This window comes from Pseudomonas sp. LBUM1651, assembly GCF_059716135.1.
Genome location: NZ_CP166805.1, coordinates 5,652,292 through 5,667,459, shown reverse-complemented (window position 1 = coordinate 5,667,459; position 15,168 = coordinate 5,652,292). Strand labels below are relative to the sequence as shown.

Below are 15,168 nucleotides of genomic sequence, written 5' to 3'. Positions count from 1 at the left end.
GAGGCCTGCATGTCTTTCGATCTCGCCGCACGCCTTGCTGCCCGTCGTGCCGAACATCTCTACCGCCAACGCCCATTGCTCGAAAGCCCTCAAGGCCCCGAAGTGGTGGTCGACGGTCAGCCGTTGCTGGCGTTCTGCAACAACGATTACCTGGGCCTGGCCAATCACCCGCAAGTGATCGAAGCCTGGCGCGCCGGCGCGTCCCGTTGGGGTGTCGGTGGCGGCGCTTCGCACTTGGTCATTGGCCACAGCACGCCACATCATGAGCTGGAAGAAGCGTTAGCTGACTTGACTGGCCGCCCGCGTGCGTTGCTGTTCACCACCGGTTACATGGCCAACCTCGGCGCTGTGACCGCGTTGGTGGGGCAGGGCGATACGGTGCTCGAAGACCGCCTCAACCACGCCTCGTTGCTCGACGCCGGCCTGTTGTCCGGCGCGCGTTTCAATCGTTATCTGCACAACGACGCGGTGAGTCTCGCCAACCGTCTCGAGAAAGCCTCTGGCAATACGCTGGTGGTCACCGACGGCGTGTTCAGCATGGACGGCGACATCGCCGACCTGCCAGCGCTGGCCCGGGAAGCAAAGGCCAAAGGCGCGTGGCTGATGGTCGATGACGCGCATGGTTTTGGTCCGCTGGGCGCCAATGGTGGCGGGATCGTCGAGCATTTCGGCCTGAGCCAGGAGGACGTGCCGGTGCTGGTGGGCACCCTCGGCAAAGCTTTTGGCACTGCAGGCGCCTTTGTTGCCGGCAGCGAAGAACTGATCGAGAGTTTGATCCAGTTCGCTCGTCCGTACATTTACACCACCAGCCAACCGCCTGCCCTGGCCTGCGCAACGCTGAAAAGCCTGGAACTGCTGCGCACCGAGCACTGGCGTCGTGAACATCTGAACATCCTGATTCGTCAGTTCCGACAAGGTGCCGAGCAGATCGGCCTGGAGCTGATGGACAGCTTCACTCCGATCCAGCCGATCATGATCGGCGATGCCGGGCGTGCGGTGCGGCTGTCGCAAATGCTGCGCGAGCGTGGATTGATGGTGACCGCGATCCGCCCACCGACCGTGCCCGCCGGCAGCGCCCGACTGCGTGTGACCCTGACCGCCGCGCACAGCGAGGCGCAGGTGCAGCTATTGTTAAATGGACTGGCCGATTGTTTTGCACAACTGGGACCGGAGCCAAGCCATGCGTGATCGTCTGATTCTGCTACCTGGCTGGGGGCTCGGGATTTCACCTCTGGAGCCATTGGCAGCTGCGTTGCAAGGGCTGGATGAGCATCTGCGGGTCGAGATCGAGCCGCTGCCGGAGCTGGAATCGAGCGATCTTGAAGAATGGCTCGATGAGCTGGATTCGACGATCCCGCAAGACGCCTGGCTCGGCGGCTGGTCCCTCGGCGGCATGCTCGCTTCCGAGTTGGCGGCGCGGCGCGGCGATCGTTGCTGCGGCTTGTTGACCCTGGCGAGCAATCCTTCGTTTGTCGCCCATGAGCAATGGCCAAACGCGATGCCCGGCGAGACCTTCGACGCGTTTCTGACCGGATGCAGCGCCGATCTGCGCACGACGCTGAAGCGCTTTTCGTTGCTCTGCGCTCAAGGCGCCGAAGACCCACGCGGATTGTCGCGGTTATTGCTCGGTGGCGCGCCCCACACCTCTGCTGCGGTATTGATGAGCGGCCTGGAGCTGCTTGCGCAACTGGATACCCGTCAGGCATTGCAAGCATTCCGCGGCCCGCAGCTGCATTTGTTCGCCGGCCTCGACGGGCTGGTTCCAGCCGAAGCGGTGGCGGATTTGCTGGCATTGCTGCCGGACGTCGAAATCGGCCTGATTGAACAGGCCAGCCACGCGTTTCTCCTGGAAGACCCGCACGGTGTGGCAGGGGCGATCCAGGCCTTTTTGCATGAGTCCGGTGATGACTGATTTATCCCTTCCGCTTCCCCTTCCAAAGCAGCCCGGCGGCTTGCCGGACAAGCGCCAGGTTGCCGCGTCCTTTTCCCGCGCGGCGGCCAGCTACGACAGCGTCGCCGAATTGCAGCGTGATGTCGGCAGCCAGTTGTTAAGCCGTTTGCCGGGCAATTTCGTACCAGGTCGCTGGCTCGATCTTGGGTGTGGCACCGGGCATTTCAGTCGTGTGCTGAGTGAGCGTTTTCCTGCCGGTCACGGCGTGGCGCTGGACATCGCCGAAGGCATGCTCAATCACGCGCGCCCGTTGGGTGGGGCCACGCATTTCATCGCCGGCGATGCGGAACGACTGCCCTTGCAGGATTCGACCTGTGATCTGATCTTCTCCAGCCTGGCGGTGCAGTGGTGCGCGGACTTCGCTTCGGTGCTCAGTGAAGCCCATCGTGTGCTTAAACCTGGCGGAAAGTTTGCATTTGCTAGTCTGTGCGTGGGCACACTGTCAGAGCTGCGTGACAGTTGGAGGCAAGTGGATGGCATGGTGCACGTCAACCGCTTCCGCGAGTTCGGGGTTTATCAACAGCTGTGCGCGGCCAGCGGCTTGAAGGTCGCGAGTCTGCAAACCCGTCCTCACGTGCTGCATTACCCGGATGTGCGCAGCCTGACCCACGAACTCAAGGCGCTGGGTGCGCACAACCTCAATCCCGGGAGGCCGGGCGGTTTGACCGGCAGGGCGCGGATTCTCGGCCTGGTCGAGGCTTACGAGCAGTTTCGTCAGGCCGAAGGCCTGCCGGCGACTTATCAAGTGGTGTATGCCGTTTTGGAGAAACCCTTATGAGCGCAGCGTATTTCATCACCGGTACTGACACCGATGTCGGCAAGACCACTGTGGCTGCGGGCTTGCTGCATGCCGCGCGGTCGGCGGGCCTGAGTACGGCGGCGGGGAAACCGGTTGCTTCAGGTTGCGACGTGACGCCCAAGGGCTTGCGCAACGCCGACGCGTTGGCGTTGCTGGCGGAATGCTCGGTGCCGCTGACGTATGCACAGGTCAATCCGGTGGCGTTCGAACCGGCAATCGCTCCGCATCTGGCGGCACGCGAGGCGGGCGTGGCGTTGACGGTGCAATCCTTGTTGGCACCGATGCAGAAGATTCTGGAGATGCAGGCCGATTTCACCCTGATCGAAGGCGCCGGTGGCTGGCGCGTGCCGCTGGCGGATCAGGACAACCTGTCGGACCTGGCCATGGCGCTGGATCTGCCGGTGATTCTGGTGGTCGGCGTGCGGCTGGGTTGCATTAACCATGCGTTGCTGACAGCCGAGGCGATTGCGCAGGACGGTTTGCAGCTGGCGGGTTGGGTGGCCAACATCATCGATGCAAAGACGGCGCGCCTTGAAGAAAACCTTGCCACGCTTGCCGAGCGGATCCCCGCGCCGTGTCTTGGACGAGTGCCGAAACTCAAGCTGGTGACAGCGGAGGCGGTGGCGGAACACCTTCAGCTGGATTTGCTGGACTGAAGCTTCAAGCAATGGTTTTACCTATGACAAGGCACTGTGCCATTAGTGTTTTTGTCGGGTGTTTTTTGCGTGCGTCTGTTTCAATGCCCGCTGTTGATCCTTTGTAGGACGAGTTCTCCCATGGAAATCTCAGGAAGTACCGCTTTTTACGCCGGTCTGAGTACTATTCAGACAGGGCAGAACCGTGTCGATCAGGCTTCTGGCCAGATCGCCAACAATACAATCGAACGCTCGGTTACCAGCCAGTCTTCCGAGGTTCAGGTTGATCGTCTGCGTTCAGTTGATCGCAGTCAGCAATCAGACTTGGCCAGCAACATGGTCGAGATGGCGCAGGGCAAGTTTCAGGTCGAGGCGGGCGTAGCAGTCGCCAAGTCTTCCGATAAAATGCTCGGCACGCTGATCGATACTTTCGCCTGATCATCCGCTTCATCCGCTTCATCAGCACTTCAAACGCCGCGACCTTTCGCGGCGTTTTTGTGTGTAAGTCCTTCTTCCCCAACTAAACTTTTTTATACGGCGTGTTGCCTGGGCAACGGCGCAGTGTTGTCGTGCGTTCGGGATTTGCGCCGAGCGATGACGAACGGCAAAAGATCGACGCTTGACAAGGTTTGGGCGTAAACGTATGTTTCAAACAACTGTTTGACCGTTACAACAAATCACCACGGTCGTTCATTCCCGGTTACATCAGCAGAGGTTTATCGCTATGCCTGACTACAAGGCCCCCTTGCGTGATATTCGCTTCGTTCGTGACGAACTGCTCGGCTACGAAGCGCACTATCAGAGCCTTCCGGCTTGTGCAGACGCAACTCCGGACATGGTTGACGCCATTCTCGAAGAAGGCGCCAAGTTTTGTGAGCAGGTGCTGGCTCCGCTGAACCGCGTGGGTGACACCGAAGGCTGCACCTGGAGCGAGTCCGGCGTTAAAACCCCGACCGGCTTCAAAGAAGCCTACAAGCAATTCGTCGAAGGCGGCTGGCCAAGCCTGGCCCACGACGTAGAGCACGGCGGCCAGGGCCTGCCAGAGTCTCTGGGTCTGGCTGTCAGCGAAATGGTCGGCGAGGCCAACTGGTCGTGGGGCATGTACCCAGGCCTGTCCCATGGCGCGATGAACACCATCTCCGAGCACGGTACGCCTGAGCAGCAAGAGGCTTACCTGACCAAGCTGGTTTCCGGCGAGTGGACCGGCACCATGTGCCTGACCGAACCGCACTGCGGCACCGACCTGGGCATGCTGCGCACCAAGGCCGAGCCTCAGGCCGACGGTTCCTACAAAGTCTCCGGCACCAAGATCTTCATCTCGGCCGGTGAACACGACATGGCCGACAACATCGTCCACATCGTGCTGGCCCGCCTGCCGGATGCACCGGCTGGCACCAAAGGCATTTCGCTGTTCATCGTTCCGAAGTTCATGCCGAACGAAGACGGTTCGATCGGTGCACGCAACGCCGTGTCCTGTGGTTCCCTGGAACACAAAATGGGCATCCACGGTAACGCCACGTGCGTGATGAACTTCGACGAGGCCACCGGTTTCCTGATTGGCCAGGCGAACAAAGGCCTGAACTGCATGTTCACCTTCATGAACACCGCACGTTTGGGCACCGCGCTGCAAGGTCTGGCTCACGCAGAGATCGGCTTCCAGGGCGGCCTGAAATACGCTCGCGATCGTCTGCAAATGCGCTCCCTGACTGGCCCGAAAGCGCCGGAAAAAGCCGCTGACCCGATCATCGTGCACCCTGATGTCCGTCGCATGCTGTTGACCATGAAAGCGTTCGCCGAAGGCAACCGCGCAATGGTTTACTTCACCGCCAAGCAAGTCGACATCGTCAAGTACGGCGTGGACGAAGAAGAGAAGAAGAAAGCCGACGCACTGCTGGCGTTCATGACGCCAATCGCCAAAGCCTTCATGACCGAAGTCGGTTTCGAATCCGCCAACCACGGCGTGCAAATCTACGGCGGCCACGGCTTCATCGCCGAATGGGGCATGGAGCAGAACGTTCGCGACAGCCGCATTTCGATGCTGTACGAAGGCACCACCGGCATCCAGGCACTGGACCTGCTGGGCCGCAAGGTGCTGATGACTCAAGGCGAGGCCCTGAAAGGCTTCACCAAGATCGTCCACAAGTTCTGCCAGACCAACGAAGGCAACGAAGCCGTTCAGGAATTCGTCGCGCCGCTGGCTGCACTGAACAAAGAATGGGGCGAGCTGACCATGAAGGTCGGTATGGCCGCCATGAAAGATCGCGAAGAAGTCGGCGCGGCTTCCGTGGATTACCTGATGTACTCCGGTTATGCCTGCCTGGCCTACTTCTGGGCTGATATGGCGCGTCTGGCAGCCGAGAAACTGGCGGCCGGCACCAGCGAAACGGCGTTCTACACCGCCAAATTGCAGACGGCGCGCTTCTACTTCCAGCGCATCCTGCCGCGTACCCGCACTCACGTTGCAACCATGCTGTCGGGCGCCAACAACCTGATGGACATGAAAGAAGAAGACTTCGCACTGGGCTACTAAGTCTCGGGTCGTCGCTTCAGCAAGCCGCTGTTTCCTTCGGGAACAGCGGCTTTTTTGTGGGCGATTTACGTGCGCAAATATTCCTGACTAAAACGCTAAGAAGAACGACTTTGCTGCCGTTAAAGAGGATGGCGATGTGACATGTCGCTCGATGAGAGGGCACAATGCCATCTCAGTTTGCCGGGTCGGAGCTTTACCCTTGCCGCGTTCTTCTGCTGTACGTTTCAGTCATTTCCTACCGTCACTTCTACTGTTGATTGCGGGGCTGGCGGCTGCCTACGTCAAGGATCTGAACGTCTTCTTCACGTCGCTGTTCAACGTGTTGCCCACCCTCGTTTTGTTGCTCGGCGGCGCTTACTGCGCGGTTTACCGACGTCAGCGCGAGCTGTTTCTGATGGTCACGGTGTACATCGCCTACTACCTGCTCGACACCCAGACCGACTATTACCGCGACAACGGCAAGGTGCGCGAAGACGCCGCTGTGGTTTTTCACCTGTGCTGTTTGCTGCTTCCGCTGCTGTTTGGTGTGTTCGCGGCGTGGCAGGAACGCACCCATCTGTTCCAGGACATGGTCGCCCGTTTCGCGGTGTTGCTGGCCGTCGGCAGTGTGGCGTTGGGACTGGAGCAAAGTTACCCACAGGCGTTGCTGATGTGGCTGTCGGAAATCCGCTGGCCCGCCCTGCATGGTGCCTGGATGAGCCTGATCCAGCTGTCCTATCCGGTGTTCATCGCTTCGTTCCTGCTGCTGAGCTGGCAATACTGGCGTAACCCGAGACCGTTGCACGCCGCACAACTGGTGGGTTTGCTCGGGTTGTTCTGGGCATTACCGAAAACCTTCATCCTGCCGTTTACCCTGAACATCATGTGCAGTCAGGTGATGTTGATGATCGCCGCGGCGGTTGCCCATGAAGCCTATCAAATGGCTTTCCGTGATGAGCTCACCGGGCTGCCGGGGCGCCGCGCGTTGAACGAGCGCATGCAGCGCCTGGGGCGCAATTACGTACTCGCCATGAGCGACGTCGACCACTTCAAGAAATTCAACGACACCCACGGCCACGATGTCGGCGATCAGGTGCTGCGGCTGGTTGCCAGCAAATTATCGAAAATCGGCGGTGGCGGTAGGGCTTATCGCTATGGCGGTGAGGAATTTGCACTGGTGTTTGCGGGCAAGACGCTCGAGGAGTGCATGCCGCACCTGGAAGTGATCCGTGAATCCATTGCAACCTACAACATTCATCTGCGTAATCAGGACAACCGTCCTCAGGACGACCAGCAGGGGCGTCAGCGTCGTTCCGGTTCCGCGGCCTCGAGTGTATCGGTCACCGTGAGCATCGGCGTCGCCGAACGGGTGGACCAACGTAACCCTGAAAAAGTGCTCAAGTCTGCCGATGAGGCGCTCTACGCTGCCAAAGGTGCCGGGCGAAACTGTGTGGTGGCTTACGGTCAGAACCGTCGTGGTGCGGTGCGCGAGGCGGCTGCGGGTTGAGTGATGATGGCGCATTCAGCGTCTGGACTGTGATTGTGAGGAGTGGTCGGCGGCAGTAGGTTTAAGGCATCTGCTGCCGGAGAAATGACCATGCCCGAGTACAAAGCTCCCCTGCGCGACATGCGCTTTCTGATCGACCACGTCTTCGATTTTCACAGCAACTACGCGGCGCTGGGTGCCACCGAGGCCAGCCCGGACATGGTCAATGCGATCCTCGAAGAAGGTGCGAAATTCTGCGAGAACGTGCTGGCACCGCTCAATCGCAGCGGCGACGAAGAAGGCTGCCATTTCGACAATGGCGTGGTGACAACGCCTACAGGCTTCAAGCAAGCCTTCGCACAATACGTGGAAGGTGGGTGGCATGGTCTGGCGGCTGATCCCGCTTACGGCGGCCAGGGCTTGCCGAGTTCTCTGGGGCTGGTCATCAGCGAAATGGTCGGCTCCAGCAACACTTCCTGGGGCATGTACCCCGGTCTGACCCACGGTGCGATGTCGGCCATTCACGCCCATGGCACCGACGAACAGAAAAACACCTACCTGAGCAAACTCACCGCGGGTCAGTGGACCGGCACCATGTGCCTGACCGAAGCCCATTGCGGCACCGATCTGGGCATCATCAAGACCCGTGCCCTGCCTGCGGCGGACGGCAGTTACGCAATCTCCGGCAGCAAGATCTTCATCTCCGCCGGCGAACACGACATGAGCGACAACATCATTCACCTCGTGCTGGCGAAACTGCCGGATGCGCCTGCAGGCACCAAGGGCATTTCGCTGTTTATCGTTCCCAAACTCCTGCCGGATGCCGACGGTGAAGCGGGCGAGCGCAACGGCGTTTCCTGCGGCTCGATCGAGCACAAGATGGGCATCAAGGCTTCGGCCACCTGCGTGCTGAACTTCGACGAGGCCAAGGGCTTCCTGATCGGTGAACCGAACAAGGGCCTGAACTGCATGTTCACCATGATGAACCATGCGCGCCTCGGCACCGGGATGCAGGGTTTGTGTCTGGGCGAAGCGAGCTTCCAGGGCGCGATCAAGTACGCCAACGACCGCCTGCAGATGCGCTCGCTAACCGGCCCGAAAGCGCCGGAAAAAGTCGCCGACCCGATCATCGTTCACCCTGATGTGCGGCGGATGTTGCTGACCATGAAAGCCTTCAACGAAGGCAATCGCGCGCTGACGTACTTCACCGCGCAATTGCTGGACGCTGCGCATTTGAGCCCGGATGAAACCGCGCGGCAGGACGCCGAAGACCTGTTGGCCTTCCTGACGCCGATCTGCAAAGCTTTCATGACCGACACCGGGCTGGAAGTGACCAACCTCGGCATGCAGGTGTTTGGTGGCCACGGTTTCATTCGTGAGTGGGGCATGGAGCAACTGGTTCGCGATTGCCGGATCGCACCGATCTACGAAGGCACCAACGGCATTCAGGCGCTGGATTTGCTGGGGCGCAAAGTGCTTGGCAGCCAGGGCAAACTGCTGCGCGGCTTTACCAAAATCGTTCACAAGTTTTGCGCGGCGAACGCCGGGCATCCGCAACTCGCCAGTTATGTGGCGCAACTTAACGGGTTGAATCAGCAGTGGGGCGAATTGACCACTCAGGTCGGCATGGCCGCGATGAAGAATCCGGACGAAGTCGGGGCCGCGTCAGTGGACTACCTGATGTTCAGCGGTTACATCATTCTTGGTTATCTGTGGTTGCGCATGGCTTTGGTGGCTCAGGCGCAGTTGGATGCAGGCAGCGGTGATGCCGATTACTGCCGGGGTAAACTGGCGACCAGCGAGTTTTACTTCAAGCGCTTGCTGCCGCGCACCGCCGCTCATCGTGCGGCCATCGAAGCGGGTAGCGATTGCCTGATGAAGCTCCCGGCGGAGTTGTTTGCGCTCTGACCAATAGCGGAAAAGCTTCGCGGGCAAGTCAGTTAAGGAAATTGTAGGAGCGAGCTTGCTCGCGAAGGACTCAAAAGCTCCGCGTTTAGCCAGTAAACACGCGTTTTCGTTAAAAACCATCGCGAGCAAGCTCGCTCCTACATCGGCATTAGGGCTTGCCCGCGAAGGCGTTCTGGCAGACATAAAAATTCAATGACTAAAAATTACAAAACGGTCACGGGCTGACCCTATGTGTCTCAAAAGTTCTTGGGTTACACTCGGCCCCCTACGAAACTTTCTTCCTTCGATTTACCTGTAAAGATCCTGCGAGGTTTGCCATGGCTGACTACAAAGCGCCCCTGCGCGATATGCGCTTCGTCCTTAATGAAGTGTTCGAAGTCGCTAAACTCTGGGCCGAGTTGCCTGCACTGGCCGAGACTGTCGATGCGGAAACCGTTGAAGCCATTCTTGAAGAAGCCGGCAAGGTCACCGGCAAAAGCATCGCGCCCCTGAACCGTGCCGCTGACGAAGAAGGTTGCCATTGGGCGGACGGTGCTGTCACCACGCCGGCAGGTTTCCCACAGGCTTATCAGACTTATGCTGAAGGCGGTTGGGTCGGCGTCGGTGGCGATCCGACCTACGGCGGCATGGGCATGCCCAAGGCGGTTTCGGCCCAGGTCGAAGAGATGGTCAACTCCGCGAACCTGTCGTTCGGGCTGTACCCGATGCTGACCGCCGGTGCTTGCCTGTCGATCAACGCCCACGCCAGCGACGAGCTGAAAGCGGCCTACCTGCCGAACATGTACGCCGGCGTCTGGGCCGGTTCGATGTGCCTGACCGAGCCGCACGCCGGCACCGACTTGGGGATCATCCGCACCAAGGCCGAACCACAGGCCGACGGTTCCTACAAAGTCAGCGGCACCAAGATTTTCATCACCGGCGGTGAACACGACCTGACCGAGAACATTATCCACCTGGTGCTGGCAAAACTGCCGGACGCGCCAGCAGGGCCGAAAGGCATTTCGTTGTTCCTGGTGCCGAAGTTCATGGTCAATGCCGATGGCAGCCTGGGCGCGCGCAACCCGGCGACTTGCGGTTCGATCGAGCACAAGATGGGCATTAAGGCGTCCGCGACCTGCGTGATGAACTTCGACGAAGCCGTGGGCTACCTGGTCGGCGAGCCGAACAAAGGCCTGGCGGCGATGTTCACCATGATGAACTACGAGCGTCTGGGCGTCGGCATCCAGGGCCTGGCCTCTGGCGAGCGCTCTTACCAGAACGCCATCGAATACGCCCGCGACCGTCTGCAAAGCCGTTCGCCGACTGGCGCGCAGAACAAGGACAAAGTGGCGGACCCGATCATCGTCCACCCGGACGTGCGTCGCATGCTGCTGACCATGAAAGCCTCGAACGAAGGCGGCCGTGCGTTCTCGACGTACGTGGCCATGCAACTGGACACCGCCAAGTTCAGCGAAGACGCGGCCACCCGCAAGCGCGCTGAAGAACTGGTGTCGCTGCTGACCCCGGTAGCCAAGGCGTTCCTGACGGACCTCGGTCTGGAAACCACCATTCATGGCCAACAGGTTTTCGGCGGCCACGGTTACATCCGTGAATGGGGCCAGGAACAACTGGTTCGCGACGTGCGCATCACCCAGATTTACGAAGGCACCAACGGCATTCAGGCGCTGGACCTTGTAGGCCGCAAGATCGTCGGTAGCGGCGGGGCGTTCTACAACCTGTTCGCCGACGAGATTCGTCACTTCACCGCGACTGCCAGTGCTGACCTGGCCGAGTTCACCAAGCCGCTGAACGATGCCGTGACCACCCTCGACGAATTGACCGCGTGGTTGCTGGACCGGGCGAAAAACAATCCGAACGAAATCGGCGCGGCCTCGGTCGAGTACCTGCAAACCTTCGGTTATGTGGCCTACGCCTACATGTGGGCACTGATGGCCAAGGCGGCCTTGGGCAAAGAAGCGCAGGACGATTTCTACGCGAGCAAACTGGGCACCGCGAGGTTCTATTTCGCACGCCTGCTGCCGCGTATTCACTCGTTGAGCGCGTCGGTGAAGGCCGGTAGCGAATCGCTGTTTCTGCTGGACGCAGCGCAGTTCTGACGTTGTAACGTCATGTAAGCCTTCGCTTACATGACGTGCTGCTCTTCTCCCATAGATGCAGATTGGATCCACAGCTAATCTATTCTCATGGACGTCGCGCAGGAAGCGCAAAGCAACAACACGGACACGTAGGATTCTGCCAGGACGGCGGAGTGAAATGGATGTCAGGGAAACAGTCTGCAAAGCCCCGCTTCGGCGGGGTTTTCTTTTGCCCGCAGAAAAGTGATCAGCTCAGCCCATCCACGGTTGCCGAGCGCTCATCCGGTGCGTTCATCACTTCTTCCAGCAAGGCTCGCAATAAGGCCAGCGAGGCTTGTTGTCGCTGCACATCCCGACATACCAACCCGACTTTCAGCGGCACCCGCGGTTCGGTCAGCGGTTTCCAGAGCAGTTCTTGGTTGCCGAGCGCTTTCTGCGAGCGCCCCGGAAGCACAGTCGCCAGCCGGGTGTGGGGCAGACTGTCGAGAATCCCCGCCATATTGTTCAGTTCCGCCTGCACCTGCGGGCGCCGCCCCAGGCTGGCCAGTTGCGTCTGCCAGATCTGCCGCACCTGAAACTCTTCACCCAGTAGCAACATCGGCAACTCGGCAGCCTGACTCATGGAGACTTTCTTGAATTCGCGCAACGGGTGATCCGCCGGGATGACGAGCGTCAGTTCATCTTCGTACAGCATCACGCCGTGCAGCCCCGGCTGACGGGGCGGCAGGTAACTGATGCCGATGTCCAGAGCGCCGTTGAGCAGCCGCCGCTCGATCTCCAACCCGGTCAGTTCATAGATCTGCACCACCAGGTGCGGCTGCGCCTTGCGTACACGTTCGAGCATTTGCGGCACGAGACTGGTGTGGACGGTTTGCAACACACCAATGGCCAGTGTGCGCAGCGCTTGCCCCTTGAAATTGCCCAGCGCTTCACGGGCCCGTTGCAAACCATCCAGCAAGGGCAGGGCATGGTTGTACAACGTGTGGGCGGCCAGGGTAGGCAGCAGGCGTTTGCTGCTGCGCTCGAACAGGCTGACATCAAGGTTTTGTTCGAGGTGGCGGATCTGTTGGGACAGTGCCGGCTGAGAGATCGAAAGTCGCTCGGCGGCCCGGCCGACATGGCCCTCTTCGTAGACCGCGACGAAATAACGCAGTTGTTTGAAATCCATAAGATTTACTTATCGAAAATGCTGGGAAATCGAAATGGCCCGAGGCCTGGTCTGGGCCTAGTCTAACCGCATTCACAAGGCTTACAGGGCCATAGAGCGCGATGAATACCGTTTACGCCGAGGTTGTTTACATAGGTCAGGCAAAAAACCTCGAACGAGGTTTTTTCGGATGAATCTGTTCAATTTACGGCGTAGCGCGCCCAGCCTTGATGACTTGGCCGCGGACAATTTCCTGCCGTCCAGAGGTGACAATCTTTCCAGCGAGTGCCTGATGCCCAGTGTCGAGCGGCCGAAACAGATTTTTGTGCGCGGCCAGGGCTCCTGGTTGTGGGACAGCGACGACCGTGCCTATCTGGATTTTTCCCAGGGTGGCGGGGCCAATAGCCTCGGACATAGCCCTTCTGTACTGGTCAATGCGATTACGGCGCAGGCTCAGTCGCTGATCAACCCAGGCTTCGGCTTGCATAACCGCGGCATGCTCAACCTCGCCGAGCGGCTCTGCGTCAGCACCGGCAGTGATCAGGCGTACCTGCTCAACAGTGGCAGCGAAGCCTGTGAAGCGGCGATCAAACTGGCGCGCAAGTGGGGGCAGCGAAATCGCGGCGGTGCTTCGCGGATCATCGTGGCCAAGAAGGGTTGTCATGGCCGTAGTCTTGGGACGATTCCCGCGTCGGACAGTTCCACTCTGACCAACCGCTTCGAGCCTCAGCTCCCCGGTTTCAGCCACGTTCCGTTCAACGATCTTGCAGCCTTGCATGCAGCGGTTGATGCCCGGACCGTGGCAATCATGCTCGAACCGATCCAGAACGAAGCCGGGGTGATCCCCGCCACCGAGTTTTACCTCAAAGGTGTCGAACGCCTTTGTCGTGAGCTCGGCATTCTGTTGATCTTCGACGAAGTGCAGACCGGTGTCGGTCGTCTCGGGACATTGCTCGCGGAACAATCCTACGGCGTGCGGGCAGATATCGTTGTCCTCGGCAAAGGGCTGGGCGGTGGCGTGCCTCTGGCAGCGTTGCTGGCGCGGGGCAAGGCTTGCTGTTTCGATATCGGCGAACTGACGGGCACCCATCATGGCAATGCACTGATGACCGCTGCCGGCCTTGCGGTACTCGATAGCGTGCAGGACAAGGGATTTCTCGAGCATGTCCGGGAAACCGGCCAGCACCTGCGCGAAGGCCTCGCCCGTCTGACGCATCGCTATGGGCACGGTGAGTTACGCGGACAGGGGCTGCTCTGGGGTCTTACCCTGTCCGAGGATTCGGCTGACGCCGTCGTTAAAGCGGCGATGTACGAAGGGCTGCTGCTCGACGCCCCGCAAGCCGATTGCCTGCGTTTCACCCCGGCGCTCACCGTCAGCAAGGCCAACATCGACGAAATGCTCCTGCGCCTGGCCCGAGCCTTTTCCCGCGTACGCACCGCACAGCTGCAATGCCGAAAAGGCATTGCCGTCTGATCAGACCCGTCGTGCACGAATTCCCGAACCGTCTCGCGGTATAACGCATCGCCCCACGTTTGATTCTTTTGACGTGGGGTGTTTTTTTGTCTCTGCGTTTTGCCAGATGCCAATCGGAGCTTGAGCAATAGCGGGATCAATGGCTTTTTAGAGGGCATCGGCAGGAGTGCCGATGCCCTACATTGTCGTGGGGATGGTTTTGATTTCTATACCACTGAGTGGTATGTTTTTGCGGAAGGAATGCCGATGTTGCCCAGGTTATTCAAGACCAGGCGTTTTGCGGTGCAGGCTGGTAAGGCCTGGATTTGTGATGATGAGCTTCGTGAGGCGTTCACCGAAATGCTCAATGGCCAGGCTGAAAGTCTCGGCGGCGGGGTCTGGAAGAAGCGCCTGAATGCCAATCGACACCGCTCGATTGTCGTGGCCAAAGGCGGTCGATACTGGGTTTATCAATTTCTGTACGCCAAGAAAGATCAAAGCAATATCAGTCCGGCTGATCTGATCGGTTTTCGGAAAGTGGCGAAGACCTACGAAGGACTGACAGATTTGGAAGTCCAGCACCTACTGAATAGCAGAGAGTTTTTGGAGATATTCATGAACAAGAAATTTAAAAGTGAGGCCTTGGAATCGGTACATGAATCCGCCAGTGCCTTGTATGCCATCGGTGCTATCAGCAAAGCGACCATGCGCGAATTCGACGAATCCTGTCTTGCAACCGTTCCGGACGCGATGCCGGCGGAGCAAATCAAAGCGCTGCGCGAGCGCAACAACGTCAGCCAGCCAGTGTTTGCGCGTTACCTGAATACCAGCGCGTCGACGGTCAAGCAGTGGGAAGCAGGGGACAAACATCCCAGTGGCATGGCCCTGAAGTTGTTGAGCATCGTGCAGAAGCACGGTCTAGAGATACTCGCCTGAAGAACCGCACTGAACCCCGACGAACAGCGCAGGTCGATTGGTTGTGTGGCTCACACGAGCCCACTTCACATCAGGAGCTGACCCATGGACTTCATTCGCATCATCATCGCCATTCTGTTGCCGCCACTGGGTGTGTTTCTGCAAGTCGGTTTCGCCGGCGCGTTCTGGCTGAATATTCTGCTGACGCTGTGCGGTTACATCCCGGGGATCGTGCATGCGGTGTATATCATCGCCAAGCGCTGATAGCGGCGGCGCCAGATAGATCGCAT

General features: G+C 59.4%; 13 protein-coding genes and 1 pseudogene. 13 read left to right on the top strand and 1 reads right to left on the bottom strand.

The window, feature by feature from the left end; all coding sequences use genetic code 11:
* Positions 1–9 precede the first annotated feature (9 nt).
* From bioF to ACA066_RS26585, 9 genes are all read left to right on the top strand, one after another.
* Complete coding sequence (gene bioF / locus ACA066_RS26625; protein ID WP_497697239.1) at positions 10–1,188, top strand: 8-amino-7-oxononanoate synthase; 1,179 nt, start codon at positions 10–12, stop codon at positions 1,186–1,188.
* On the top strand, positions 1,181–1,912 hold the full coding sequence (locus tag ACA066_RS26620; RefSeq protein ID WP_497697238.1) for an alpha/beta fold hydrolase: 732 nt from the start codon (positions 1,181–1,183) through the stop codon (positions 1,910–1,912). Before bioF ends, ACA066_RS26620 begins: the two co-directional genes overlap by 8 nt.
* Positions 1,905–2,729: a malonyl-ACP O-methyltransferase BioC gene (bioC, locus tag ACA066_RS26615; protein WP_497697237.1), complete on the top strand. Its 825-nt coding sequence runs from the start codon at positions 1,905–1,907 to the stop codon at positions 2,727–2,729. The genes ACA066_RS26620 and bioC overlap by 8 nt, the downstream gene beginning before the upstream one ends.
* The gene (bioD, locus tag ACA066_RS26610; RefSeq protein WP_497697236.1) at positions 2,726–3,406 is read left to right on the top strand and encodes a dethiobiotin synthase; all 681 of its coding nucleotides are present in this window, start codon (positions 2,726–2,728) and stop codon (positions 3,404–3,406) included. Before bioC ends, bioD begins: the two co-directional genes overlap by 4 nt.
* 120 nt (positions 3,407–3,526) lie before the next feature.
* Positions 3,527–3,823, top strand: coding sequence for a pyrroloquinoline quinone biosynthesis protein PqqE (locus ACA066_RS26605; RefSeq protein WP_497697235.1), 297 nt, complete (start codon positions 3,527–3,529; stop codon positions 3,821–3,823).
* Between the two features lie 286 nt (positions 3,824–4,109).
* Positions 4,110–5,915 (top strand): phenylacyl-CoA dehydrogenase, encoded by a 1,806-nt coding sequence (locus ACA066_RS26600; protein ID WP_497697234.1) that lies wholly within the window; start codon positions 4,110–4,112, stop codon positions 5,913–5,915.
* A 199-nt stretch (positions 5,916–6,114) separates the two neighbouring features.
* Complete coding sequence (locus tag ACA066_RS26595) at positions 6,115–7,401, top strand: GGDEF domain-containing protein (RefSeq protein ID WP_497697233.1); 1,287 nt, start codon at positions 6,115–6,117, stop codon at positions 7,399–7,401.
* Between the two features lie 90 nt (positions 7,402–7,491).
* Positions 7,492–9,288, top strand: a complete 1,797-nt coding sequence (locus ACA066_RS26590) for an acyl-CoA dehydrogenase C-terminal domain-containing protein (protein WP_497697232.1) — start codon at positions 7,492–7,494, stop codon at positions 9,286–9,288.
* A 317-nt stretch (positions 9,289–9,605) separates the two neighbouring features.
* Complete coding sequence (locus ACA066_RS26585) at positions 9,606–11,384, top strand: acyl-CoA dehydrogenase C-terminal domain-containing protein (protein WP_497697231.1); 1,779 nt, start codon at positions 9,606–9,608, stop codon at positions 11,382–11,384.
* 226 nt (positions 11,385–11,610) lie between these two features.
* On the opposite strand, the gene ACA066_RS26580 is transcribed toward ACA066_RS26585, so the two are convergent.
* Positions 11,611–12,531, bottom strand: a complete 921-nt coding sequence (locus ACA066_RS26580) for a LysR family transcriptional regulator (RefSeq protein WP_497697230.1) — start codon at positions 12,529–12,531, stop codon at positions 11,611–11,613.
* 169 nt (positions 12,532–12,700) lie between these two features.
* Here ACA066_RS26580 and ACA066_RS26575 point away from each other — a divergent pair, with 169 nt between their 5' ends.
* From ACA066_RS26575 to ACA066_RS26560, 4 genes and pseudogenes are all read left to right on the top strand, one after another.
* A complete protein-coding gene (locus ACA066_RS26575; RefSeq protein ID WP_497697229.1) occupies positions 12,701–13,984 on the top strand; it encodes an aspartate aminotransferase family protein in 1,284 nt (427 codons plus the stop codon).
* A 246-nt stretch (positions 13,985–14,230) separates the two neighbouring features.
* Positions 14,231–14,595, top strand: a pseudogene (locus tag ACA066_RS26570) (type II toxin-antitoxin system RelE/ParE family toxin).
* Positions 14,579–14,899, top strand: a complete 321-nt coding sequence (locus tag ACA066_RS26565) for a helix-turn-helix domain-containing protein (protein WP_497697228.1) — start codon at positions 14,579–14,581, stop codon at positions 14,897–14,899. Before ACA066_RS26570 ends, ACA066_RS26565 begins: the two are co-directional and overlap by 17 nt.
* Before the next feature lie 84 nt (positions 14,900–14,983).
* Complete coding sequence (locus ACA066_RS26560; RefSeq protein WP_007904205.1) at positions 14,984–15,142, top strand: YqaE/Pmp3 family membrane protein; 159 nt, start codon at positions 14,984–14,986, stop codon at positions 15,140–15,142.
* Positions 15,143–15,168 lie beyond the last annotated feature (26 nt).

Coding starts and splice junctions, on each gene's coding strand:
- bioF (WP_497697239.1), top strand. CDS start 10: ATGTCTTTCGATCTCGCCGCACGCCTTGCTGCCCGTCGTGCCGAACAT.
- ACA066_RS26620 (WP_497697238.1), top strand. CDS start 1,181: ATGCGTGATCGTCTGATTCTGCTACCTGGCTGGGGGCTCGGGATTTCA.
- bioC (WP_497697237.1), top strand. CDS start 1,905: ATGACTGATTTATCCCTTCCGCTTCCCCTTCCAAAGCAGCCCGGCGGC.
- bioD (WP_497697236.1), top strand. CDS start 2,726: ATGAGCGCAGCGTATTTCATCACCGGTACTGACACCGATGTCGGCAAG.
- ACA066_RS26605 (WP_497697235.1), top strand. CDS start 3,527: ATGGAAATCTCAGGAAGTACCGCTTTTTACGCCGGTCTGAGTACTATT.
- ACA066_RS26600 (WP_497697234.1), top strand. CDS start 4,110: ATGCCTGACTACAAGGCCCCCTTGCGTGATATTCGCTTCGTTCGTGAC.
- ACA066_RS26590 (WP_497697232.1), top strand. CDS start 7,492: ATGCCCGAGTACAAAGCTCCCCTGCGCGACATGCGCTTTCTGATCGAC.
- ACA066_RS26585 (WP_497697231.1), top strand. CDS start 9,606: ATGGCTGACTACAAAGCGCCCCTGCGCGATATGCGCTTCGTCCTTAAT.
- ACA066_RS26580 (WP_497697230.1), bottom strand. CDS start 12,531: ATGGATTTCAAACAACTGCGTTATTTCGTCGCGGTCTACGAAGAGGGC.
- ACA066_RS26575 (WP_497697229.1), top strand. CDS start 12,701: ATGAATCTGTTCAATTTACGGCGTAGCGCGCCCAGCCTTGATGACTTG.
- ACA066_RS26565 (WP_497697228.1), top strand. CDS start 14,579: ATGAACAAGAAATTTAAAAGTGAGGCCTTGGAATCGGTACATGAATCC.
- ACA066_RS26560 (WP_007904205.1), top strand. CDS start 14,984: ATGGACTTCATTCGCATCATCATCGCCATTCTGTTGCCGCCACTGGGT.